21 protein-coding genes are annotated in these 23,035 nt (G+C 66.9%); 14 read left to right on the top strand and 7 right to left on the bottom strand.

Annotated elements, in window-relative coordinates; translation table 11 throughout:
* The first annotated feature begins 29 nt into the window (after positions 1-29).
* A complete protein-coding gene (locus MUN85_RS11205; RefSeq protein WP_176780793.1) occupies positions 30-530 on the top strand; it encodes a SixA phosphatase family protein in 501 nt (166 codons plus the stop codon).
* On the opposite strand, the gene serB is transcribed toward MUN85_RS11205, so the two are convergent.
* Both serB and MUN85_RS11195 read right to left on the bottom strand, forming a co-directional pair.
* Positions 522-1,439 carry a phosphoserine phosphatase SerB gene (serB, locus tag MUN85_RS11200; protein WP_250506769.1) on the bottom strand — a complete coding sequence of 306 codons (918 nt, stop codon included), beginning with the start codon at positions 1,437-1,439 and terminating at the stop codon, positions 522-524. The genes MUN85_RS11205 and serB overlap by 9 nt on opposite strands.
* Complete coding sequence (locus MUN85_RS11195; protein ID WP_250506768.1) at positions 1,436-2,674, bottom strand: glucose-1-phosphate adenylyltransferase; 1,239 nt, start codon at positions 2,672-2,674, stop codon at positions 1,436-1,438. The genes serB and MUN85_RS11195 overlap by 4 nt, the downstream gene beginning before the upstream one ends.
* Before the next feature lie 85 nt (positions 2,675-2,759).
* Here MUN85_RS11195 and glgA point away from each other — a divergent pair, with 85 nt between their 5' ends.
* The 6 genes from glgA to MUN85_RS11165 are packed head-to-tail and all read left to right on the top strand — an operon-like array spanning position 2,760 to position 7,797.
* Positions 2,760-3,959: a glycogen synthase gene (gene glgA, locus MUN85_RS11190; protein WP_250506807.1), complete on the top strand. Its 1,200-nt coding sequence runs from the start codon at positions 2,760-2,762 to the stop codon at positions 3,957-3,959.
* 9 nt (positions 3,960-3,968) lie between these two features.
* The gene (locus MUN85_RS11185; RefSeq protein ID WP_250506767.1) at positions 3,969-4,760 is read left to right on the top strand and encodes an ABC transporter ATP-binding protein; all 792 of its coding nucleotides are present in this window, start codon (positions 3,969-3,971) and stop codon (positions 4,758-4,760) included.
* 45 nt (positions 4,761-4,805) lie between these two features.
* The gene (locus MUN85_RS11180; RefSeq protein WP_250506766.1) at positions 4,806-5,261 is read left to right on the top strand and encodes an NfeD family protein; all 456 of its coding nucleotides are present in this window, start codon (positions 4,806-4,808) and stop codon (positions 5,259-5,261) included.
* Positions 5,254-6,465: an SPFH domain-containing protein gene (locus MUN85_RS11175; RefSeq protein WP_250506765.1), complete on the top strand. Its 1,212-nt coding sequence runs from the start codon at positions 5,254-5,256 to the stop codon at positions 6,463-6,465. The genes MUN85_RS11180 and MUN85_RS11175 overlap by 8 nt, the downstream gene beginning before the upstream one ends.
* Positions 6,462-6,917: a thiol-disulfide oxidoreductase DCC family protein gene (locus MUN85_RS11170; protein WP_250506764.1), complete on the top strand. Its 456-nt coding sequence runs from the start codon at positions 6,462-6,464 to the stop codon at positions 6,915-6,917. Before MUN85_RS11175 ends, MUN85_RS11170 begins: the two co-directional genes overlap by 4 nt.
* Positions 6,918-6,921: 4 nt before the next feature.
* A complete protein-coding gene (locus MUN85_RS11165) occupies positions 6,922-7,797 on the top strand; it encodes a pseudouridine synthase (RefSeq protein ID WP_250506763.1) in 876 nt (291 codons plus the stop codon).
* On the opposite strand, the gene MUN85_RS11160 is transcribed toward MUN85_RS11165, so the two are convergent.
* Together MUN85_RS11160 and MUN85_RS11155 are read right to left on the bottom strand one after the other, a co-directional pair.
* A complete protein-coding gene (locus MUN85_RS11160; RefSeq protein ID WP_250506762.1) occupies positions 7,794-8,321 on the bottom strand; it encodes a TIR domain-containing protein in 528 nt (175 codons plus the stop codon). The two genes, MUN85_RS11165 and MUN85_RS11160, sit on opposite strands and share 4 nt — an antisense overlap.
* Positions 8,322-8,417: 96 nt before the next feature.
* Positions 8,418-8,948, bottom strand: a complete 531-nt coding sequence (locus MUN85_RS11155) for a YbhB/YbcL family Raf kinase inhibitor-like protein (protein ID WP_250506761.1) — start codon at positions 8,946-8,948, stop codon at positions 8,418-8,420.
* A 193-nt stretch (positions 8,949-9,141) separates the two neighbouring features.
* Between MUN85_RS11155 and MUN85_RS11150 the strand changes: the two genes are divergently transcribed.
* Genes MUN85_RS11150 through MUN85_RS11140 form a run of 3 tightly spaced genes read left to right on the top strand, consistent with a single transcriptional unit; the run spans position 9,142 to position 14,535 of the window.
* Entirely contained in the window at positions 9,142-9,753 is a 612-nt protein-coding gene (locus MUN85_RS11150; RefSeq protein ID WP_250506760.1) for a hypothetical protein, read from the top strand.
* Between the two features lie 20 nt (positions 9,754-9,773).
* The gene (locus MUN85_RS11145) at positions 9,774-11,333 is read left to right on the top strand and encodes a DNA polymerase Y family protein (RefSeq protein WP_250506759.1); all 1,560 of its coding nucleotides are present in this window, start codon (positions 9,774-9,776) and stop codon (positions 11,331-11,333) included.
* Positions 11,326-14,535: an error-prone DNA polymerase gene (locus MUN85_RS11140; RefSeq protein ID WP_250506758.1), complete on the top strand. Its 3,210-nt coding sequence runs from the start codon at positions 11,326-11,328 to the stop codon at positions 14,533-14,535. Before MUN85_RS11145 ends, MUN85_RS11140 begins: the two co-directional genes overlap by 8 nt.
* 1 nt (position 14,536) lies before the next feature.
* Here the strand turns inward: MUN85_RS11140 and MUN85_RS11135 are convergent, their stop codons facing one another.
* Together MUN85_RS11135 and MUN85_RS11130 are read right to left on the bottom strand one after the other, a co-directional pair.
* The gene (locus tag MUN85_RS11135; RefSeq protein ID WP_250506757.1) at positions 14,537-15,904 is read right to left on the bottom strand and encodes an AI-2E family transporter; all 1,368 of its coding nucleotides are present in this window, start codon (positions 15,902-15,904) and stop codon (positions 14,537-14,539) included.
* A 9-nt stretch (positions 15,905-15,913) separates the two neighbouring features.
* Positions 15,914-16,573 carry an HAD family hydrolase gene (locus tag MUN85_RS11130; RefSeq protein ID WP_250506756.1) on the bottom strand — a complete coding sequence of 220 codons (660 nt, stop codon included), beginning with the start codon at positions 16,571-16,573 and terminating at the stop codon, positions 15,914-15,916.
* Positions 16,574-16,645: 72 nt separating this feature from the next.
* Here MUN85_RS11130 and MUN85_RS11125 point away from each other — a divergent pair, with 72 nt between their 5' ends.
* Both MUN85_RS11125 and MUN85_RS11120 read left to right on the top strand, forming a co-directional pair.
* Complete coding sequence (locus tag MUN85_RS11125; protein ID WP_250506755.1) at positions 16,646-18,379, top strand: ABC transporter ATP-binding protein; 1,734 nt, start codon at positions 16,646-16,648, stop codon at positions 18,377-18,379.
* Positions 18,376-20,283: an ABC transporter ATP-binding protein gene (locus MUN85_RS11120; RefSeq protein WP_250506754.1), complete on the top strand. Its 1,908-nt coding sequence runs from the start codon at positions 18,376-18,378 to the stop codon at positions 20,281-20,283. Before MUN85_RS11125 ends, MUN85_RS11120 begins: the two co-directional genes overlap by 4 nt.
* Here the strand turns inward: MUN85_RS11120 and MUN85_RS11115 are convergent.
* Positions 20,280-21,323, bottom strand: coding sequence for a tocopherol cyclase family protein (locus tag MUN85_RS11115; protein ID WP_250506753.1), 1,044 nt, complete (start codon positions 21,321-21,323; stop codon positions 20,280-20,282). The two genes, MUN85_RS11120 and MUN85_RS11115, sit on opposite strands and share 4 nt — an antisense overlap.
* Positions 21,324-21,409: 86 nt before the next feature.
* Between MUN85_RS11115 and MUN85_RS11110 the strand changes: the two genes are divergently transcribed.
* Both MUN85_RS11110 and MUN85_RS11105 read left to right on the top strand, forming a co-directional pair.
* Complete coding sequence (locus MUN85_RS11110) at positions 21,410-22,603, top strand: MFS transporter (RefSeq protein WP_250506752.1); 1,194 nt, start codon at positions 21,410-21,412, stop codon at positions 22,601-22,603.
* Between the two features lie 46 nt (positions 22,604-22,649).
* The coding region (locus MUN85_RS11105; protein WP_250506751.1) for an IS5 family transposase at positions 22,650-23,035 on the top strand (386 nt) is incomplete at its 3' end.

The following is a 23,035-nucleotide window of genomic DNA, read 5'->3' as shown; positions in this document are numbered from 1 at the left end:
GCTTCGCGACGTGTGCGATAGTAGGCGCCGTGAAAACTCTCGTTCTCCTTCGCCACGCTAAGGCGGAAGCGGAAAATGAACTCGGCGACTACCTGCGCGCCCTGTCCGCTGGCGGCCGCCAGCAGGCCAGCCAGCTCGGCGAGCTGATTCGCGAGCAGGTCGGCGACGTCGATACCGTCCTCGTCTCTTCTGCGCTGCGCACGAAAGAGACCTATCGGCTGCTCGCGGCCGAGGACGCCGACTGGCCCGCCGGCACCTCCATGGATGCGCTGTATGAGGCCGGCCCGCGTGAACTCATCGAGATCCTTGGCGGCCTTGATGAATCCGCGCAGACGGTCCTCGTCGTCGGCCATGAGCCGACGATGAGCTCGCTGGCGCACATGCTGCACGATACGAAGGACGAGATCGGCCAGCAGATTCGCCTCGGGGTGCCCACGGCCACCGCGTGCGTCCTCGATGTGCCCGTCGCCTGGAACGAGTTGGCGCGCAAGTCCTGTCACGTGCGCGCCGTCGTGCGTCCCCTAACGTAGGCCGAGCAGCGCGGCGACGATATCCAGGCGCCGCACATTGACGCTGAGATCGGCGACCTCGCGCAGCGCAGGCTTGGCATCGAATGCGATCCCGAGGCTCGCGGCGCGCAGCATCTCGATATCGTTCGCGCCATCGCCGATGGCGACGGTATAGGGGCCCGGCGCCCAGATGCGCAGATAATTGGCTTTCGCTTCGGCGTCGACGATCGGACCAGCGACCGCGCCGGTCAGCGCGCCGTCTGCGATCTCGAACCGGTTGGCCGCGCACCGGGTGATACCGACCTCGGCAAGCAGCGGGTCGATCATCTCGTGGAAGCCGCCGGAAACGATCCCGAAGCGGACACCGTGATCGCGCGCGGCCGCCGCGAGCGTTGCCGCCCCGTCCGTGAGCGTGAGCCGGCCTCGCGCCTGGTCAATGAGCGCGCTGTCGGTCCCCGCGAGCAGCGCCACCCGCTGCGTGAGCGAGCCCGCGAAATCGAGCTCACCGCGCATCGCCGCCTCGGTCACGGCCGCCACCTCGGCGCCCTTTCCGGCAAGCGCCGCCAGCTCATCGAGCCCTTCGTCGTTGATGAAGGTCGAATCCATATCGGCGACGATGAGATCCGGGACGTTGGTGGTCGCCGCGCCCGCGACATGCAGCGTCGCGAGCCCGAGGGCCTGCAGGCCGGAGATGAGTTCGGCGAGCATCGCGTCGTGATCGTGATCCGCGTGCGTTGGCACGAGGGGCGGCACCTTGCCGCGGTAGTCGATCACCGCAAGCGCGGTTGGTGCATCGGCTGCAGGCTCGATCTCGCGGCGAGTCGCGCTCAGCCCCAGCCACCCCAGGTGGGCGAGCGTGTGTTCGACGTCGGGCAGGAGGTGTTCGGGTAGGTCGCCGGTGCTGACGATGCTCAGGCGGTGATCGATCACCGCGTGACTCGCCAGCCCTTTGGCACGACGGTGATGCCGCCCTCGGTGACGGTGAAGCCGCGGGCCCGATCGTATTCCTGATCGACGCCGACGTGAGCGCCTTCTTCGACGATGACGTTCTTATCCAGAATCGAGCGCACGACGGTGGCGTTGCGGCCGATGTTGACGTTGTCGAAGACGACGGATTCACGCACCGAGGACCAGGAGTTGACCCGCACGTGGGGCGAGATGACTGAGCCGAGGACCTCGCCGCCGGAAATGATGACGCCGGGGGAGATGATCGAATCGAGCGCGTGGCCGAGGCGCTCTCGGTGGCCGTAGACGAACTTGGCGGGCGGCAGGCCCGTGTAGCCGGTGAAGACCGGCCAGCGGTCGTTATACAGGTTGAAAACGGGCGTGACCGAGATGAGGTCCTGGTGCGATTCGTAGAACGCGTCGAGGGTTCCCACGTCGCGCCAGTAGTTGCGATCGCGCTCCGTGGAGCCCGGCACCTCGTTGAACGTGAAGTCGTAGAGGCCGGCCTGACCCTGGGCGACGAAATACGGCACGATGTTGCCGCCCATGTCGTGGGCGGTGTCTTCCTCGGAGTCCGCGGTGACGGCCTCGCGCAGGGCATCGGCATTGACGACGTAGTTGCCCATTGAGGCCAGGACCTCGTCGGGGGAGTCGGGCAGGCCCTCGGCTTCGGCGGGCTTTTCCAAGAACTCGGCGATCTTCAGCGGGTTGTCCTTGCTGGCCTGAATGATGCCGAACTGGCTGGCCAGCGCCCGCGGCTGGCGAATGCCCGCGACCGTCATCGGGAATCCCGAGTCGATGTGCTGGGCGACCATCTGGGAGAAGTCCATGCGGTAGATATTGTCCGCACCGCAGATGACGACAATATCGGGCTTCTCGTCGTCCAGGAGGTTCAGCGACTGGTAAATGGCGTCGGCGCTGCCGAGATACCAGTTCTTGCCCATGCGTTGCTGGGCGGGCACCGGAGCAACATAGTTACCGAGCAGCGTCGACATCCGCCAGGTCTTAGAAATGTGTCGGTCCAGTGAATGGGATTTGTACTGCGTGAGGACGACGACGCGCAAATAGCCGGAGTTGACGATGTTTGACAGCGCGAAGTCCACGAGGCGATAAATTCCCCCAAAAGGGACTGCAGGTTTCGCGCGTTCTTCGGTCAACGGCATCAGCCGTTTACCTTCACCACCAGCAAGGACGATTGCCAGGACCCGAGGTTTAGCCATGCCCTAAGCGTAGGCATAACCGAGCGCGCAAAGTGGGGTTTTTCGAGGCTCGGTATAGGACAATGGAGCCGTGAGTGAGAACACCATGCGAGTCGACCTGTTAACCCGTGAATATCCGCCACATATTTATGGCGGTGCCGGCGTGCACGTGGCGGAGCTGAGCCGCGTATTGCGTCCCCATATCGACCTGCGCGTCCACGCGTTTGATGGGCCGCGCGACGAGGAGGGAGTGAGCGGGTTTTCCGATCTGCCGGAGCTCGCCGAGGCGAATCCCGCGCTCCGGACCTTCGGCGTTGACCTGCTGCTCGCCCAGGCATGCAAGGGCGCGGACCTCGTCCACTCCCACACCTGGTACGCCAACCTCGGCGGCCACCTCGCCTCCTTGCTCTACGACATCCCGCACATCCTCAGCGCACACTCGCTCGAACCGCTGCGGCCCTGGAAGGCCGAGCAGCTCGGCGGCGGCTACGCCCTGAGCTCCTGGGCCGAGCGCACGGCCTATGAGGGCGCGGCCGGCGTCATCGCCGTCTCGGGCGGCATGCGCGAGGACATCCTGCGCGCCTATCCCGCCGTGGACCCGGACATCGTGCACGTCGTGCACAACGGCATCGACCTGGCCGCCTGGCAGCCGCCGAGCGACCTGGAGCACCGCGCGCAGGTGCTTGAGCGCTACGGCATCGACGATTCCCGCCGAGCGGTCGTCTTCGTTGGCCGCATCACGCGGCAAAAGGGCCTGCCCTACCTGTTGCGTGCGGTGCGCGAGCTCGACGATGACGTCCAGGTCATCCTGTGCGCCGGAGCGCCGGACACGAAGGAGATCATGGCCGAGGTCGTGGGCCTCGTCGAGGAGCTGAAACAGACGCGCGATGGCGTCATCTGGATCGAGGACATGCTCCCGCGTGAGGACCTCATCGCGGTGCTGTCGGCCGGAACCGTCTTTACCTGCCCGTCGATCTATGAGCCGCTCGGGATCGTGAACCTGGAGGCGATGGCCGTTGGGCTGCCCGTCGTCGGAAGCGCGACCGGAGGCATCCCGGAGGTCATCGACGATGGCGTGACGGGCGTGCTCATTCCGATCGAGCAGGTCCAAGACGGCACGGGCACGCCGCTTGACCCCGACACCTTCGTCGCCGATATTGCCGAGCGGCTGAACCAGGTGCTGTCCGATCCGGCGCGGGCCGCGCAGATGGGCCAGGCCGCGCGCCGCCGCGTCGAGGAGCATTTCTCCTGGGAGGCGATCGCCGAGCGGACCCTTGAGGTCTACCGCCGGGTGCTTGCCGGGTAAGCTTGGGACATGACCGACGAAGTCCTCGCACTCGATAACGTCTGCGTCACGCGCGGCGATAAGACCATCATCGATTCCATCTCGCTGACCGTGCGAGACGGTGAGCGCTGGGTCGTGCTCGGGCCCAATGGCGCCGGAAAAACGACCGTGTTGCAGCTCGCGACCGGGCGCATGTACCCGACGAGCGGTGAGGTCCACATCCTGGGGGAAAAGCTTGGCCGCCTCGACGTCGCCGAGCTGCGCTCGCGCGTCGGGCTCGCCTCCTCCGCCCTGGAGGGACGGATCCAGGGCCGCGAGCGCGTCAAGGACGTCGTCATGACCGCTGCCTACGGCATGATCGGTCGCTGGCGCGAAGCCTACGACGATTTCGATGAGACGCGAGCCGAGGATCTACTTGCCGCCTTCGGGGTTGCCCACCTCGCGGAGCGCACCTTCGGCACGCTGTCGGAGGGCGAACGCAAGCGGGTGCAGGTCGCCCGCGCGCTCATGAGCGATCCCGAGCTGCTGCTGCTCGATGAACCCGCGGGCGGGCTCGACCTCGGCGGGCGCGAAGAGCTCATGTGGGCGCTGACGGAGATCGCCGGCGACCACCGCTCGCCCGTCATCATGCTCGTGACGCACCACGTCGAGGAAATCCCGGCCGGCTTCACCCACGCCCTGCTGTTGCGCGATGGCAAAAAGGTGGCCGATGGGCCGCTGGAGGAAACTCTCACGCCGCATCTGCTCTCGGAGACTTTTGGGCTCGAACTGGAGGTCGAACGCCACCGCGGCCGGTGGGCGGCGCGCGCCGCACGGGGCTAGGGCCGCGCGCTAGAATAACTCCAGACAACAGAAAGGGGGACCGCCATGGGTTGGCTTTGGTGGCTCGGCGCTGTTCTTGTCCTTGTCGTCGTGGAGATGCTCACCGTCGACCTCATTTTCCTCATGCTTGCCGGCGGTGCACTCGCCGCCATGGTGGCCCACCTCGCGGGCACCGAACTGTGGGTGCAGGTAGTTGCCTTTGCTGTCACCTCCGTCGTGCTGCTGTTCGCGGTGCGGCCGGGCGCCAAGCGCTGGATGCAGCGGCATACGCCGACGACGCTCACGAACGCCGAAGCACTCGTCGGCCGCGAAGCCGTCGTCCTGCACGATGTGTCGCTGCAGGGCGGGCGAATCAAGCTCGCCGGTGAGGTCTGGACGGCGCGGGCGAAGGATAACGTCGTCATCCGCGAGGATTCCACCGTCTACGTCTACAAGATCGACGGGGCGATTGCCATCGTCGACGAAGTCCCACCCATTACCACCGGAGGCGCTCATGTCTGATCTTGGTTCCACACTCCTGCTGATTATCCTCATCCTCCTCGCGGTCGTCGTCATCGTTGCGATCGCGCGCGCGGTGCGCATCGTGCCGCAGGCGGTCGCGCTCATCGTCGAGCGCTTCGGTAAGTTCCAAACGGTGATGTATGCGGGCATCCACTTCCTCATTCCCTTCGTTGACCGCGTGCGTGCGGGCGTCGACCTGCGCGAACAGGTCGTCTCCTTTGCGCCGCAGCCCGTCATCACCTCCGATAACCTCGTCGTCTCGATCGATACGGTCATCTACTTCCAAGTGACCGACCCCAAATCCGCGACGTACGAGATCGCCAACTACATCACGGGTATCGAGCAGCTGACGGTCACGACGCTGCGTAACGTCATCGGCTCGATGGACCTGGAGCAGACCCTGACCAGCCGCGACCAGATCAACGGCCAGCTGCGCGGGGTGCTCGATGAGGCGACGACCAAGTGGGGTATCCGCGTCAACCGCGTTGAGCTGAAGGCCATTGACCCGCCCGCATCCGTGCAGGGCTCGATGGAGCAGCAGATGCGCGCCGAGCGCGATCGTCGCGCCGCGATCCTCACCGCCGAGGGCGTCAAGCAGTCCCAGATTCTGGAGGCCGAGGGTGAAAAGCAGTCGGCGATTTTGCGCGCCGAGGGCCAGGCCCAGGCCGCGATCCTGAAAGCGCAGGGTGAATCTCGCGCGATCCTGCAGGTTTTCGAGGCGATCCACCGCGGCAACGCCGATCCCAAGCTGCTGGCCTACCAGTACCTGCAGACGCTGCCGAAGATCGCGAACGGCTCCTCGTCCAAGATGTGGGTCGTGCCGACCGAGTTCACGGCGGCCTTCGGCTCGATCGCGCGTGCCTTTGGCGGCGAGGACGGCGGCGACAACCCGCTCGCCGGCCCGCCGGCTGGACCCATGGGAGACGGCGGCGGCTTTAGCGACGAGTTCCCGGAGACGAGCCTGCAGGATCCCAAGGAGGCCCTGGCCGAGGCGCGCGGCGAAGCCGAGCGCGCGGGCGATGAGGCCTCGGTTGCGGGCGAAGGCAGCGGGGTGCCGTATTCGCGGCGCGCCCAAAGCGGCCAGGCGCCCCATGGTCAGTCCTCGCCGGCCGATCCGCGAGCCTCGGCCTGGAACGTCGAGGACGATGAGGTCGAGGCCATCAAGCGCGGCGACGTGCCGCCGCAGCAGCGCCCCGAGCAGTGAGCATCCTCGCCCACAACACCGAGCTGCTCGTCATCGTCGATGGCGAGTGCCGGATGTGCCGCGCCTTCGGTGCGGCCGCCGCGAGCCGGCAAACGCCCGCGACGCGGGTCGTTTCGACGACGAGCCAACAGCTCACGGGGCTCAGTGAGCTGCCCATGCTGAGCGAGGCGCTCGGCGAGGATGGGCTCGCGGACCTGCTGGCAGGCGAAGACCTGTCCGCAACGCTTGTCGTGATCGAGCTGCGCCGCGGCGGCCGCCCCGTGATTTATCGCGGGGCGCGCGCCGCCGGCCGGGTCAGCGCCTTGCTGCCCGGCCCGTGGCGACTCCTATCGGCGGCGATGAGGGGCCCGCTTGGCGCCCTGGGGGAGCGGATCTATCCGGTTATCGCCCGCAATCGCCACCGCCTCGGCTGCGGCGATACGTGCGCCGCCGGGCAGGCGCACCGGTCCTAGCTCGATGGAGCGCGCGCCCATGCGCGCCGGGCTGCCTGCCCGGCAGCTCGCGCGACCGACCGGCGAGATCACGACGGCCAAGCAGTGGGTGGCGGGCGCGCTCGGTGCGCTCCTAACAATCGATGGCGCGGAGCTTGAGCGCATCACGCAGACGGCATTTGCTGAGGGTCGCGTCGTGACGGCTCGCGAGGAGACGCTCGCGCCCGATTCACCGCCGCCCAGCGCGCTCTACCTGCACCGTCCCGTGCCCGATGAGGTAGCCGCGCCAATCACACTCACCGTCGTTGGCGCGGGCGATGGCTGGCTCGCGATCGATAAACCCTCGGGCCTGGCGACGATGCCGCGCGGGTCGTATGTCGCGCGATCAGCCGTCGTGCAAGCGCGGCGACAGTTCGGCAACGATGCGATCATCCCGGCGCACCGGCTCGACCGGCTGACCTCCGGGGTGCTGCTGCTCGTGACCGATCCCGCGCGCCGAGCCGAGATCCAGGGCTGGTTCGCCCGCGGCCTGGTGACCAAACACTACCGTGCCGTCACCGCGCCGGGGCCAGTAGCGCTTGCCGATGGCGATTGGCATGACATCCGGCTGCGGCTGGCGCGCAAGGATGGGACGCTGCCCACGCTCATCGTGCCAGGCGAGCCCAATACCCATACCCGTGTCCGCGTCATTGCCACGAGCGAGCACTGGCAGTGGGAACTCATCCCCGTGACCGGTCGCACGCATCAACTGCGGGCAACCCTCGCACACCTCGGTGCACCAATCTGTGGCGACCCGCTGTATCCCGTCGTTGCGCCCACGGATGATCCTCGATGGGTCTCGGGGCTGGGGCTGCGTTCCTGCAGCCTGGTGACCCCCGAGTTCCAGGTGAGTGTCCCTTAGCGCTGGCAGTAAGCGTTACGACCTCGCAGTGGCTCGGAATTATCGATTCGATCCAGGTGGGTGGTGCGACGGGCGTAGGCCTGTTCGATGAGATCGGACAGCTCGGCCACGTCACTGGGGTAGGGGGCAAACACCGCATAGCCAGATTCCACGTTGGCGGCCAGCCGCGAGCGCAAGTGCGTCGTCGTCTCACTGTGGGCGTAGGGCAACGTCAACACCAGCAACCCGGAATTTTGCTGATCACCATCGAGCGAGGCAGCAATTTCCCAGTCCACAAACTTTCGCGACCACGTGCAGGGGCCGAGTAACACGATCGTGACCACGGAATCTCGTAAATACGTTTGGCGGATCGAGCGTTTAATGTACTCATGGTTAGACGACCCGACGATCGCACCCGCCATCTGGGCGCCGATACCGCGGTCTATCAGGCGCTGCCAGGCGCCCGTAAACTCCTCAGTAAAGCGCATCGCGTGCTCATAGTCGGCTCGATGGTAGGTCAAAAAGCAGACGCGTGAATTCGGCATGAGAAACTCCAATCACCATTGGTTGGGGGATTAACTTGGAGTGTAATGCACAACGACGCGTCGTGGACCGGCTTACTGAGCCGGATGGTGGGCTAGCTACTTGTTCTGATAGGTCACCGTGAGGGTAGCGCGGGCCAGGGTGTGGAAGAGCATCGTGAATGCCGCGACCGTCGGGCTGGCGTTCTCGTCCAGGTCCAGGGTGTCAACGTCGAGGGCGTGGACGGCAAAGATGTAGCGGTGTTCCCGGTCGCCCTTGGGGGGAGCGGCGCCCATGTAGGAGTGGTCGCCGCCGTCATTGCGGACGTGGAAAGCGGCCCCATCGAGTTCGAGATCGGAGGTGCCGGCCCCGGCGAGCAGCTCGGTTGTCTCGGCGGGAATGTCGAGAACCGTCCAGTGCCAGAAACCGGCCGGGGTGGGAGCGTCGGGGTCAAAACAGGTGACGGCAAATGACTTGGTGTCCTTCGGGAAGCCGGACCAGCTCAGCTGCGGGGAGGTGTTGCCGCCCTCGGCGACCTGGGCGTCGGGCATGGTGTCGCCGTCGCGGATTTCGGTGGAGGTCAGCGTGAAGGACGGGACCTCGGGGAGCATCTCGTAGGGTTCGGGGGCGATGGGGCGGGACAGGTTCATGTCTCCTCATTTCTGGCTTGCCGATGTATCGGATGCGTCACTACCAGGCTAACGGGAGCAGCGAGTTTTCGTTACCGCAACAGGCCACAGGGCGCTCGCTCGCCATTCGAACAGATGTTTGATCTTGCCTGGCGTGGCGTCGGGGAGGCATTCTAGAATCGAACACACGTTCGTATTCGGGGAGGAGGTTCTCGTGGATCGGTTAGCCCACGCCCGCTCGATTTTGCAGGTGGCAGAAACCCGGACCGGGGTGCGCCCACCCGATGAGGAGGGCCGCGTGCCCGACGCGCTGCGGGGACTCCTGCCACGCGGGGTGCCCGCCGGCGGCGTCGTGCACGTCAGCGGCTCGCGCACCATCGTGTGGTCGCTGGCCGCCACACTCATGGGCAGCCGGGGCTGGTGCGTCGTCATCGGGCTGCGGGACGTCGGCTGGTATGCCGCCAAGCAGGCCGGGCTGGATCTAGCTCGGGTGCTCTATCTGCCCACCGGCGCGACCCCGCCCGTGCTCGCCGCGGCGATCGATGGCGCGGACGTCCTTATCGTGGGATCGGCGCGCTCGCTCGGCGCCGGCGACCAGCGGGCGGTTGCCGGGCGGCTACGCAACCGCGGAACGCGGCTCATCACGACGATTCCCTGGCCCGGCGCGACCCAGATTACGGCGAGCGTCGTGCACGCCCACGGCTGCGATGACGGGGCCGGTTACCTCACCGAGCGCGTCATTCACGCGCGCTCACAGGGCCGCAGCGTGCGGCTGGCCGCCGGGGACGAACTGACGGCCTACCGGCCCCTGGCGGTGGTCTCGTGACGCGGCAGGTGTGTTTGTGGGTGCCCAACTGGCCGCTCGCGGCGGCGATCAGCGAGGGGCTGATCGACCCGGAGGCGCCGGCGGTCGTCCACGATGCGCGCGGGGTGCGGGCGCTGTCGCCCGCTGCCGGGCGGCGGGGCGTGCGGCGCGGGATGCGGCGACGCGCGGCGGTTTCCACGTGCCCGGAGCTCGTCGTCGTGGCCGACGATCCGGCGCGCGAAGCACGGGTCTTTGAAACGGTGCTGACGGGCCTGGACGAGGTCATCGCGCTGCCGGTCATCATCCGGCCGGGGCTCGTCATCGCCGATGCGCGCGGCCCGGCGCGGCACTGCGGCGGCGAATGGGAACTGGCAGAGGCACTGACCGGCGCGGTCGTGCGCGCCTCGGGTGCCGAGGCGCACGTCGGGATCGCCGAGGGGACGCTCGCGGCGATCCTCGCGGCCCGCAGCCAGGGCGTCGTGCCAGCGGACCAGACGGCGCAATTCCTCGCTGCCCAGCCCATGACGGCGCTAAGCGCGGTCACCAGCAGCGCCCGGCTGGCGCGAGACCTCGAAGAGCTCATCGAACTGTGTGACCGCTTTGGGATTCGCACGCTCGCCGATTTCCTCGCACTGCCGCGCGCCGCGGTCGCGACCCGCTTCGGGACGACCGGCATCACCGCCTACGATTTGGCGCGCGGCCACGACGTCGTCATGCCACACGCGAGCAGCGAGCGTGCCGAGGTGGGGGCTGGGCGGGAATACGACCCGCCGCTTGCCACGAGCGAGGCCGCGGCCTTCGCCGCGCGCAGCCTGGCCGAAGAACTTGCCGAGCGCCTCACCGGTCGCAGCTGCACGCACCTGCTCGTCACGGCCCGCACGACGACGGGCACCAGCCACGAACGCACGTGGGTCGTCGCCGGCGCGGACGGTGGGGGCCGCCTGACACCAGCCGCCATGACCGATCGGGTGCGCTGGCAGCTCGATGCGTGGCTCACGCGCCGTGGCAAGGATGCCCCCGATGGCGAGCTGAGCTACCTCGAGCTGCGGGCCCAAGGGGTCGGATCCGGCGATGATCGCGGCACCCCGCTGTGGGTTCGCGGCGATGATCGGGAGCGGGTGGATCGGGCCCTGGCCCGGCTGCAATCGCTCGCCGGAATCTCCCGCGTCAACGTCCTGGTCGAGCAGGGCGGGCGCGATCCGCGCTCTCGCGTTGCGGTGCTGCCCGCCGTCGCGCCACACGATGGACTGCGCCCGGTGGCCGGCAGCTGGCCCGGCGCCCTGCTCGGACCGGCACCGACGGTGCTGCTGGAGACGACGGTGACGATCCAGCTCTTTGATTCTCGCGGCGAGCCGATCGCGGTGCCGCCGGCGCATCGCGGCTGGCTTACGGCACCCGCGAGCTATCGCCTGAACGAGGCACTGCCCGCTATCCCGCCGCAAGGCGCCGTCGTGCAGTGGGCGGGCCCCTGGCCGCTACTGGAGCGCTGGTGGGAGGGGCTGCCCGAACGCTGCTACCTCCAGCTCGTCATCGCCGACGGTCCGCCCCTGCTCGTCGTCGGAGCGCGGGGCGCCTGGCGGATCGAGGGGCACTATGACTAGGCCACGATACGCCGAGCTGCATTCGCATTCGGCCTTCACCTTTTTGCGCGGCGCAACGGACCCGGCCCGCCTGGCCGAGCGCGCCGCCGAGCTTGGTCTTTCCGCGCACGCCCTGACGGATCGCGACGGGCTCTATGGCGTGATCCAGCATTCGCGGGCGGCAGCGGACGTGGGGCTGCCCGCCGTCACGGGAGCCGAGCTCACCCATCGCGGCGCGAGCGGTGACTACGCGCTCGTGGCACTGGCCCGCCACGAGGCTGACTATGCGCACCTGTCACGCACCCTCGCCGCCGCCCATCTTGCGACCGGGACCGAACAGGCCTCCCGCTTGCGCCCGCTGCACGTCAACCTAGAGGACCTTGCCGCCGGGGGCGACTTCCTCGTGCTGACGGGAGCGCGCGATGACGGCGAAATCCCGCGCCTGATTCAAGCCGGCGATCGCGACGCCGCCAGCGCTGCCCTGGATCGACTCGTCGCGCTGTTTGGCAGCTCGAACGTCGCCGTCGAGATCACCGCCACCGGCCGCGGGGATGACGCAGCGCTGCATGATGCCCTGGCCGAGCTCGCGCAGCGCTTTGGCCTGCCCCTCGTCGCGACGGGGGATGTCTACTGCGCCCGGCCCGAGGAATTCGCCCTGCTCACGGCGTTGCGGGCCACCTCGTGCAATGAGCCGCTTGCCGTCGCGGACGCAGAGCTGCCGCCCGCCCCGCCCTACCTGCGCAGTGCCCAGGAGATGATGCTCTTACACCGCAGGCACCCCCAAGCCGTCTGGACGGCCGCGGAACTCGGCGCGGAATGCGCCTTTGACCTGTCCCTTATCGCGCCCAACCTGCCGCCGCATCCGGTGCCCGATGGCCACAGCGAGGCAAGCTGGCTACGAGAACTCACGATGCGCGGGGCCGCCGCGCGCTATGGCCCGCCGGAGGCGGAGCGCGTGCCCGGTGCCTACGCGATGATCGAGCACGAGCTTGCCGTGATCGAAAAGCTCGGGTTTCCCGGGTATTTCCTCATCGTGCACGAGATCGTCGACTTTTGCCGCAGCGAAGGAATCCTGTGCCAGGGGCGTGGCTCGGCGGCGAATTCAGCCGTGTGCTTCGCCCTCGGTATCACCGCCGTCGATGCGGTGACCCATCGCCTCTTGTTCGAGCGCTTCTTATCTCCCGGACGCTCGGGCCCACCCGATATCGATATCGATATCGAATCCGGCAGGAGAGAAGAGGTCATCCAGTTCGTCTACCGGCGTTACGGGCGCGAGCGCGCCGCCCTCGTCGCCAATGTCATCAGTTATCGGACCAGGTCCGCGGTGCGTGACGCCGCCCGCGCGCTCGGCTACAGCGCGGGCGCAAGCGATGCGATGACGAAAAAACTCGAACGGTGGGGAGCGGTCGATGCTGATGCGGGCGTGCCGCAGCCGGTCGCGAACCTGGCCGAGCAGTTCATGCGGCTGCCGCGCCACCTGGGGATCCATCCCGGTGGCATGGTGCTGTGCGACCGCCCGGTCATTGAGGTATGCCCCATCCAGTGGGCGGCGATGCCCGGCCGCACGGTCCTGCAGTGGGATAAGGACGATTGCGCTGATGCGGGGCTCGTGAAATTCGATCTGCTCGGCCTTGGCATGCTGACGGCGCTGCGCCACGCCTTCACCTCGCTGACCGAGCTCGGCATCACCCACGACGGCCGCCCGATCGACCTACACGATATCCCGCAAGAAGACCCCGGCGTTTATGACCTGCTGTGTGCCGCCGATACCGTTGGCGTCTTCCAGGTCGAATCGCGCGCCCAGATGCAGACCCTGCCGCGGATGCGGCCGCGGTGTTTTTACGACATCGTCGTCGAAGTCGCGCTCATTCGGCCCGGTCCAATCCAGGGCGGATCGGTCAACCCCTATCTGCGACGGCGGCTGGGGCGAGAGCCGGTCACCTACCTACATCCGCTGCTGAAGCCCGCACTAGAAAAAACCCTCGGGGTGCCGCTGTTTCAAGAACAGCTCATGCAGATCGCCGTTGATGCCGCAGGATTTACGCCCGCAGAAGCCGATCGATTACGCAAGGCCATGGGGGCCAAGCGATCCTTGGAACGCATGGCCGAACTCCATGACCGGTTGATCGAGGGGATGGCACAGCGCGGCATCGAAGCGGGAATCGCGGAGCAGATTTATACGACGCTGGAGGGCTTTGCGAGTTTCGGTTTTCCCGAGTCGCACTCCTTTTCTTTTGCCTATCTCGTCTATGCCTCCGCCTATCTCAAAGTGCATCATCCCGAGTCGCTGTATGCCGGCCTGCTGGCAGCCCAGCCCATGGGGTTTTACTCGCCCCAATCCCTCGTGGCTGATGCTCGGCGCCACGGGGTGCGGGTGATCCCGGCCGATGTCATGACCTCGCAGGTGCACGCGAGCGTCGTGCGTGGGGACTTCGAGACCGATCCGCGCAAGGATCCCGAATACGATCCGGCCGTCGGCAACCTGTCCCATCCGGATCCGCGGCTCGCGGTGCGTCTGGGGTTAGCCTCCATCCGGGGGATCGGTGAAGCCGCAGCCGAGCGGATTGTTGCGGCTCGCCCGTTTCGCGATCCAATGGAGCTGGCCGCCCGGGCCCGCCTGTCGACGACCCAGATCGAGAATCTCGCGAGCGCGGGAGCGCTGCGCGCCTTTGGCTCCCGGCGCGAGATGCTGTGGTCGGCCACATGGGCGGGGGCCGCGGCCGGGCGGCGCCACCGGGTGGGGGATATCGTCTACGAGCAACTGCCCATTCCAGGCATCGATGCGCTCGCCACGCTGCCGCAGCTCCCCGAGCTCACGACGATCGAGCGCAGTGTGCTGGACGTATGGTCGGCGGGTGTGAGCCCCGAACACCCCGTGTCTTTCGTCCGCGAAAAGCTCCGGGATGCGGGGGTCTTGAGCGTGGCCCAGTTTAAGGAGCTCCCGGACGCCACCCGGGCCCGCACGGCGGGCCTTGTCACCCATCGCCAGCGCCCGGGAACCGCCGGCGGCGTCACTTTTCTTGCCCTGGAAGACGAAACGGGAATTATCAACGTCATCTGTTCTCCCGGCGTATGGCAGGCCTACCGTCCCATCGCGCGCGGGCAGGCGGCACTCATCATCCGGGGCCGGATTCAAACCCAGGACGGGGTCGTCGCGTTGCAAGCGGATCGCTTCGAGCCGCTCAGTTTGCAAGTTCCCTCGCGCTCGCGAGATTTTCGCTAGCTCACTCCGCGATGAGTTCGTCCTCATCGACGTGCGGGAGTCGAGACATCGGCGGATCCGGGTTCGATAGCGTCCGGTAGACCGCCCACACCACCGAGATAATCGGGATCGCAATGATGGCACCAAACAAGCCCACCGCGAACGTACCGGCGGTCACGCCCACCGCCACGACGACGGGGTGCAAAGAGACCTGTTTGCCCATCACCAGGGGCTGTAAGACGTGGCCCTCGAATTGGCCGATCAGCGCAATACCGATGCCCACGATCGCGGCCTTACCAACGCCCCCGGCAGCGAGCGCCACCACCATGGCGATGACCATGGCTGCGGGCGCACCCACGAGCGGAATAAAGGCACCGATGATCACGAGCACAGCGAGCGGTGCCGCGAGCGGAATATCGAGGATCCACAGCAGGATGAAGGCAAAAATACCGTCGGAAACCGCGACGATCATCGTGCCGCGAGCGTATCCGGAGAACGTGAGCCAGCCGGCGGCCGCCGCGCGGTGGGTGTTCTCGCGGTTGCGTGCAGGCAGCAGGTTGAGGAACCACAGCCACATCTTGTCGCCCGTGGTGAGGAAGAAAACCGCGATGAACAAAGACAGGGCAAGAATCGTAAAGATGATCGCGACGGTGCCCGCGTTCGACAGCACCTGAGAGGCGAGGTCCCCAGCGTTTTCTTGCACGTAGGTCGTGCCCTTGTCCACCAGGTCCTTGACACCGTCAGTGATTTCTTGGCGCGTCAGGTGCCAGGGCAGCGGGCCTCGCTCCAAAAAGTCGATGATCGTATCGACGCCGTCGGAGAACTTGGTGGCGAGATCATTCCACTCTCCAGACACGGAGTAGCCGACGTAGAACATGAGGCCACCGAAAACCCCGAATGCCCCAAACAGCGAGAGAGCTGTGGCAAGCGGGCGCGGCATGAATCGTGCCAACCAGGAGACGATCGGCCACAGCACCGAGGTGGCGACGAGCGCGAGGAAGACGGCAATGAAGACGAGTTCGATCTTGGCGGTGACAAAGACGATCCCCGAGATCACGAGGACGATGCCGATGAGGTACCAGGCGCCCAGCCCGTACTTCGACAGCCACCGCGGCACCGAGGACTGGCCACGGGAGGAGACCGCTCGCTCCGGCATCCGGCGCACGCTCACCCGGCCCGCGGTCGTCGCGCGGTAGCGCCGCGGCGGGCCTTCCGGCAAACGGGGCGGGGGAGAAGCCGTTGGGGTATTCGGTACTAGCGGGGTCGCAGAGGTCGACATGGGAGGATTGGCGGGACGGCGCCGCACCCGAGAAAGGGCATTACCGGAGGAGCGCATCGCGCGCGAACCAGCACGCGTGACTGCTTTGGCGGCTCGCGTGAAACGGTTCATGGGCCCAGTCTATGGCTGGCCCTGTCCGAGTGCAGGTTCCCACTCGGCAAGGAGCTCACTTGGCGCATGAACGATCGGGAAGCCATCGGCCTCACTCGGCGAGCCATAGCCCCATGCGACGAACACGGCGTCAATCCCGTTGACGCGCGCACCCTCCATGTCATAGCGGCGATCACCAATCATCACCGCGGCGGAGGTCTCGATGCCCGCCTCGGTAAGGCGATTCAAGCACAGCTCAACGACCTGCTCCTTGTGGTTGATGTCGCGCGTCGGATCAGCGCCCGTGATGACGGCGAAGTGATCGGTGAGGTTCTTCGCGGCAAGGATTTCGCGCGCGGCCACCTCGGGCTTGGCCGTTGCGATGGCGTGAATGACGCCGTGACGGCTTGCGGCCTCGATCGTTTCGATGACTTCGGGATAGATGGGGGCGCTCGTCATCGTCGCGCCATAGATCCGGCGATACTCGGCGATGACATCATGCACGGCATCGAGCGGCACGCCGCAAAACCGGGGAAGGCCTTCGATCAGGGGCGGGCCAACACAGCCCCGAGCCTGTTCTTCGGGCACATCGGGCAGGCCGCATGCGGCAAGGGCCTGCCGGATTGAGCCGATGATTGTCGCGCCAGAATCGATCAGCGTGCCATCAAGGTCCCACAGAAAAACTCGCACGACCTCACCCTATCGACGATCTGGGCTTAGACTGAACCGGCTTCGCCATATTGAAACTCTCAGAAGGACTCCATGCTCGTCAGGCTTTATCGCAGATACTTGGCGGAACACCGCACAACGCTCGCCTTGATCGTGCTCTTCCAGCTGATCCAAGCCGGCTCAGCGTTGCTGTTGCCCTCCCTATCGGCCGACATCATCGACCACGGGGTGCTGCAGGGCGATGTCGGTTATATCTGGCGGATGGGCGGCTGGATGCTCGCCCTGTCCATCGTCCAGATCATCGCCACGATTGTTGCCGTCCGGCTCGGTGCCCGCACCGCGGCCGCCGTCGGTCGCGCCGCGCGGCGCGACGTCTTCTCCCACGTCCAGAACTTCGCCACCCCCGATATCTCCACGTTCGGCGCCCCCTCGCTCGTGACGCGAGCAACCAATGACGTCCAGCAGATCCAGATGATCCTGACCTTCGTGCTGACCATCATGGTGATGGCGCCCGTCATGGCGGCGGGCGGCGTCGTCATGGCGATCCGGCAAGACGCCGGGCTCTCGCTGCTGCTCGTCGTCGCCGTCCCGATCCTCGCGGCGGTCATGGTCGCGGGCATGGTGAAGCTGCGGCCGCTGTTTAAGGTCATGCAGGAACGCATCGACGCGGTCAACCGCATCATGCGCGAGCAGCTGACCGGTGTCCGCGTGATTCGCGCTTTCGTCCGCCAGTCAGAGGAACGCTCCCGCTTTATGACGGTCAACGCCGAGCTGCGGGACGTCTCGATCTCCACTGGATACGTCATGGCCTGGCTCTTCCCCTCGGTCAACGTCATCATCGGGCTGTCCTCTGTCGCCGTCGTCTGGTTTGGCGGCCTGCGCGTGGACAGCGGCGATATGCCGATCGGCTCGCTCATCGCCTTCCTCGCCTACATCATGCAGATCTTCATCTCGGTGATGCTCGGCAGCTTCATCCTCATGATGGCGCCGCGCGGCGAAGTCTCGGCGGGACGTATCCTCGACGTGCTCTCTCACGAGCCATCGATCGCGAATCCGGCGGCGACGACGCCGCTGCCAGATGAACGATTGACCTTCGAATTGCAGGATGTCTCCGTGCGCTACCCGGAGGCACAGCGGCCGGTCCTTGCCGATGTCGATCTGAGACTCCTGCCGGGCACGACGACCGCCGTCATTGGCGCGACGGGCTCGGGAAAGTCGACTCTCGTTAATCTGCTGCCGCGGCTCATGGACATCACGGAGGGCCGGATCAGCGCGGGCGGAATCTCCTATGAGGACCTCGACTTGGCAGCGCTGCGGCAACGCATCGCGCTCGTGCCGCAAAAGTCGTTCCTGTTCTCCGGCACCGTGCGCTCCTCGCTCACTCTCGCCAACCCCAATGCCACCGATGAGGACATCTGGCGTGCGCTCACGATCGCGCAGGCTGCTGACTTCGTAGGCGCCCTCGCCGACGGGCTCGATGCGACCGTCGATCAGGGCGGACATAACTTCTCCGGTGGCCAGCGCCAGCGCCTGACGATCGCACGGGCGCTGCTGCGCAATGCCGACCTGTACATTTTTGACGATTCGTTCTCGGCGCTCGATACCGCAACCGAAGCGCGGCTGCGCACCGCGTTGCGGGGCGCCATCGGCGAGGCGGCCCAGCTCGTCGTCGCGCAGCGGGTCTCCTCGGTGCGCACCGCTGACGCCATCGTCGTCTTAGATGAGGGGCACGTCGTCGGCTATGGCACCCACGATGAGCTCATCGCGACGTGCGAAACCTACCAGCAAATTGCCAGTTCCCAGCACGCGATTGAGGAGGACGCATGAGCCGCGGAGTAGATCCCACGCGCCGCTCGCGCGATGTCAAGGGCGCTGTCAAACGCACGGTAGCCTACCTACGTCCCGAGCGCACCGCCCTCATCATCGTCGTGGCCCTCATGGCGCTGGCCGTCGCCGCACAGGTCTACGGCCCGAAGGTACTCGGCCAGGGCACGAACCTCATCGTCGCCGGCATGGTCGGTCGCTCAATGCCGGCCGGCGCCACCGCGGAGCAAGTCATCGCGGGACTGCGCGCCGCTGGCGAACAGCGGATGGCCGATGCCCTCTCGACGATGGACTTCACACCCGGCGTCGGGCTCGATACCGGCCAGCTGGCGCGGGTCCTAGGCCTCGCCCTGGTGCTCTACGTCGCCTCCGCGCTGCTCATGTGGATCTCCTCGCGGATGATTGCCGGCATCGTGCAGCGCTCCGGTTACCGGCTGCGCGCCCAGGTGAACGAGCACATCGACGCCCTGCCGCTGTCCTATCTCGATTCGCACGCGCGCGGTGATCTGCTCTCGCGCGTCACGAACGATATCGACAACCTCGCGCAGACGCTGCAGCAGTCGCTCTCGCAGATCATCCAATCGGTGTTCACCGTCGTAGGCATCCTCGCGATGATGGTGTGGATCAGCTGGGAGCTCTCGCTCATCGCGCTCATCGTCGTTCCCGTCGCGCTCATTGCGACGGGCCTGATCGCCAAGCGCGCTCAACCGCACTTCGGCACGCAGTGGCGGGCCACGGGCGAGGTCGGCGCCATCGTCGAAGAGTCCTTCACCGGCCACGAGATCATCGCGGCCTACGGCCTGCAGTCCGCCTCCGAGGCCGACTTCGCCAAGCACAATGAGGAACTCGCCAACGCCGTCTACCGCTCGCAGTTCATCTCCGGCACCATCATGCCGACGATGAACCTGCTGTCGAATATCTCCTATGTGCTGATCGCCGTCGTCGGCGGTATCCGGATCGCGAACGGCCAGATGAACGTCGGCGATATTCAGGCCTTCATCCAGTACTCGCGCCAGTTTAACCAGCCGCTGGCCCAGCTTGGCTCGATGGTCAACCTCATCCAGTCGGGCGCGGCCTCCGCCGAGCGCATCTTCGACCTGCTCGATGCGCCCGAACAACGCCCGGACACCTCCGCGGCGCACCTGCCGCCCAATGCCCGCGGCGTGAGCTTTGAACACGTGCGGTTCTCCTACAAGCCCGGCGTCGAGGTCATCCGCGATCTTTCGCTTACCGTGGAGCCCGGCCAGACCGTGGCGATCGTCGGGCCGACGGGTGCGGGCAAGACGACGCTCGTCAACCTCCTCATGCGCTTTTACGAGGTGGACTCCGGCCATATCCGCATCGACGGGATCGACATCGCCGACGTCGACCGCGACGAGCTGCGGGAGCGCTTCGGCATGGTGCTGCAGGACACCTGGCTCTTCGAGGGCACGATCGCCGACAACATCGCCTTCGGTAAGGCGGGCGCGAGCCGCGCCGACGTCGAGGCCGCGGCGCTCGATACCGGCGTCGATGCCATGATCCGCACGCTGCCCGAGGGCTATGACACGGTCATCAGCGAGGAAGCCGAGACGATCTCGGCGGGCGAAAAACAGCTCATCACGATCGCGCGCGCCTTCCTCGCCGATCCGCAGACCCTTATCCTCGACGAGGCCACGAGCTCGGTGGATACCCGCACTGAAATGCTCGTCCAGCAGGCCATGACGCGGCTACGCGCCGGGCGCACCGGCTTCATCATCGCCCACCGCCTGTCAACGATTCGCGACGCCGACGTCATCGTCGTGATGGAAGACGGCGACGTCGTGGAGACGGGCAATCACGACTCGCTCCTCGCGGCCGGCGGCCACTACGCCAACCTGTATCAGGCGCAGTTCGCGGGCATCGGGATGGGCGAGGCAGACGATTAACGGATCGGGCGCGGATCTCCGCCGCGCGCCGCGAGCTCGGCCTCGCACATGTCGCGGCCACCGAGCTCCAGGCCGGCAAGCTGGCTTTCGCCGCGGTAGTTCGGCCGTCCGCGCTCAAAGACGGCCAGGCGCAGCTGGCCGGCCAGGTGTTCCAGCGCTCCGGGCGCGTTGCGTCGGTCATCCACGAGCGGCACGGGAAGGACAAAGCCCGCCTGCTCGCCATCGGTTGCCGCGATCTCGACCTGCCAGCGCGCTGAGCGCCCGGACAGCCGCCAATGGCCCTTCGAGGTTTCGGCGCGCACTGGCGAGGTCACGGGGTTGCCGAGCCGGATGACGGGCCCATCCGGCAGCGCCACGACGAGGCCGGTGACCTCGACGGCCGCCTGCCGGCCGCCGATGCTAGGTCCTGCTGTGACGATCCCGCCTGCGAACGCGACGCACGTCTCGGGCTCGGCAAAGCCCTGGGCCTGGCCCCACCACCAGGCCGCGGGAAAGCCGCCGCGGCCCCAGTTCTTCTCGGCATAGACCTGCCAGCCGTCGATCCGAATGACCTCGCCGTTGATGCGGGCCGTGCCATGTGCGCGGCCGCCTAGCAGCCACGGATGCCAGTACTGGTTGAGCCCCGGTACGACCTGGAAATAGGAGGAGCCACCAAACCGGCGGCGCGGCCAGGGCCGGTGGTCCGTGACCTCGATGTCGAGCCCGCAATCACCGACGGCGAAGGACACGTGCTCGGTGTCCGCGACGACGTGATCGCGGCCAGGCTGGCTCGTTCCCGCCTGCACTCCGAAGCGCACCGGATCGGCCCACGCGCCGGCAACCTCGCTCGTGGCAAGCACCCCCTCCGGCTCGGTCGCGATCCCGACCGTCGCCCAGCTCCCGGCCCCATCGGATGGCGTATTGACCCCGACGAGCGCGATGATGACGCGGGAGGTGGCGGGGCAGGTCAGGCGCCAGAAATAGCCCTCCATCGAGACGCCGTGTGCGGGCAGGGGATCGGAAAAGGGCAGGTCGGCTCCGGTAGCGCGGTAACGTGACATGCCCCGATTGTGTCAGCGCTTGGGGCGGGGCGCGCTTTGGGGCAGGGCTGTGCCAAGCTAGAGGAAGCTTGAGGGCGGGAGGACACGTGAGCGGCACTGGTCTCATGCCAGGACACGGCGATTATGCGCGCGCAACCGCCGCGCTGTTCTTTCTTGGCATCGCCGCCTTCGCCCAGCTTTACACCGTCCAGCCACTGCTCGTTCCCATCGGTGAGGAATTCGGAGTCGGGGCCGCCGATACCTCCTGGCTGATGTCGGCAACGACCGCCGGAATCGCCCTCGCGGTGCTGCCCGTCGGGCATTATTCAGGGCGGTGGGGCCGGCGCCGCACGATGCTCATCGGGCTCGCGCTCGCCACCATCGCCGGGATCGCCCTGCTCGGCGTGACGTCCTTCGCCGGGCTCATCGCCATCCGTGCCGTTCAGGGCGCAGCCCTGTCGACCGTCCTCGTCTCCGCCATGGCCTGGGTCATCGCGGCGGCGCATCCGCTCGCGGTGACGCGCCTTGGTGGGCTGTATATCGCAGGCACGACGGTGGGCGGCATGACCGGCCGACTCGTCGCGGGCTATGCCGCGGAGCTCGGAACCTGGCGGACGGGCGTACTGACCGCGACGATCGTCGCCGCGGCCGCCGGGGGAGCTGCCCACCTCCTACTGCCCGGCGGCGAAGTTTACGAAGACGCGGTTACCGCGCGCTCCGCTCCCGATCCCTACCGCCGCATTCGCCTCGCGATGTATGCCATCGGGGGACTGGGAATGGCGACGTTCGTCGGCATCTTCAACGTCATGGGCTACCGGCTGGCAGGCCCGCCCTTCCACGTTGGCACGGCCATCACCTCGACGCTGTTCCTTACCTATCTTGCGGGCACGGCGACTTCGGCGATCGCGGGCCGAATCGCGGCCCGTACCGGGCTGAAGGTTGCCGTGCTCAGTGGGCTAGCCATCGCGACGGCAGGCATCGCACTGACACTCGTGGACTCCCTCGTCGTCATGTTCATTGGCCTGCTCGCCCTGTGCGCCGGGTTCTTCCTCGCCCACGCCCTCGCCTCATCGAACGCGGCACGCTACAGCCCGCGCCCGTCGGCGGCATCCTCGCGCTATTCGCTGTCCTATTACGCGGGCAGCTCGATCGGCGGCGTCCTGTTGGGCTACGCCTGGGAGGGCGGCGGCTGGCTCGGGACCGTCGCGGGCGCGGCCGCGCTATTGGCGGCGGCGGGCCTCATCGTCGCGCTGACTCCAAAGGCGCAATCAGCAACCGACGATGAGGCACCGGTCTCCTAGGGCGTGTCTGACAAATGGATCGGCGGCGCGTTGAGAGTCTGAGGGGGTGACACGGTTTCAGATGCTCTCGGATGTCCAGTGGTCGTTGATCGAGGAGATGCTGCCGCGCCCGACGGGGCGTAGGGGGCGGCCGTTCTCGGACGCGAGGCTGATGGTCGAGGGCATCATCTACCGGTATCGGTGCGGGATCGCGTGGCGGGATCTGCCGGAGGTGTTCGGGCCGTGGCAGACGGTATGGACGTGGCATCACCGCATGGCCGCCGAGGGCACCTGGGACAAGGTGCTGGCCAAGCTCGCCGCCGCCGCGGACGAGGCCGGGCTGGTGGATTGGTCACTGTCGGTGGACTCCACGATCGTTCGTGCGCATCAGCACGCGACGAACACGAAGCGCCTCACAGGGGGCTGGATCGAATTACACGAATCCGGGCGTCG

This window comes from Bowdeniella massiliensis, from assembly GCF_023634005.1.
Classification (GTDB): Bacteria; Actinomycetota; Actinomycetes; order Actinomycetales; family Actinomycetaceae; genus Bowdeniella; species Bowdeniella massiliensis.
The sequence above is the reverse complement of the archived record's forward strand: the minus strand, read 5'-3'. Positions and strand labels throughout refer to the sequence as shown.

Bases quoted from the DNA above. Each gene is read 5' to 3' on its own strand.
- MUN85_RS11165 (WP_250506763.1), top strand. From the start codon at position 6,922: ATGGAGCGCGCGCCCATGCGCGCCGGGCTGCCTGCCCGGCAGCTCGCG.
- MUN85_RS11160 (WP_250506762.1), bottom strand. From the start codon at position 8,321: ATGCCGAATTCACGCGTCTGCTTTTTGACCTACCATCGAGCCGACTAT.
- MUN85_RS11135 (WP_250506757.1), bottom strand. From the start codon at position 15,904: ATGAACCGTTTCACGCGAGCCGCCAAAGCAGTCACGCGTGCTGGTTCG.
- MUN85_RS11195 (WP_250506768.1), bottom strand. From the start codon at position 2,674: ATGGCTAAACCTCGGGTCCTGGCAATCGTCCTTGCTGGTGGTGAAGGT.
- MUN85_RS11140 (WP_250506758.1), top strand. From the start codon at position 11,326: ATGACTAGGCCACGATACGCCGAGCTGCATTCGCATTCGGCCTTCACC.
- MUN85_RS11120 (WP_250506754.1), top strand. From the start codon at position 18,376: ATGAGCCGCGGAGTAGATCCCACGCGCCGCTCGCGCGATGTCAAGGGC.
- glgA (WP_250506807.1), top strand. From the start codon at position 2,760: ATGCGAGTCGACCTGTTAACCCGTGAATATCCGCCACATATTTATGGC.
- MUN85_RS11185 (WP_250506767.1), top strand. From the start codon at position 3,969: ATGACCGACGAAGTCCTCGCACTCGATAACGTCTGCGTCACGCGCGGC.
- MUN85_RS11180 (WP_250506766.1), top strand. From the start codon at position 4,806: ATGGGTTGGCTTTGGTGGCTCGGCGCTGTTCTTGTCCTTGTCGTCGTG.
- MUN85_RS11125 (WP_250506755.1), top strand. From the start codon at position 16,646: ATGCTCGTCAGGCTTTATCGCAGATACTTGGCGGAACACCGCACAACG.
- MUN85_RS11175 (WP_250506765.1), top strand. From the start codon at position 5,254: ATGTCTGATCTTGGTTCCACACTCCTGCTGATTATCCTCATCCTCCTC.
- MUN85_RS11155 (WP_250506761.1), bottom strand. From the start codon at position 8,948: ATGAACCTGTCCCGCCCCATCGCCCCCGAACCCTACGAGATGCTCCCC.
- MUN85_RS11115 (WP_250506753.1), bottom strand. From the start codon at position 21,323: ATGTCACGTTACCGCGCTACCGGAGCCGACCTGCCCTTTTCCGATCCC.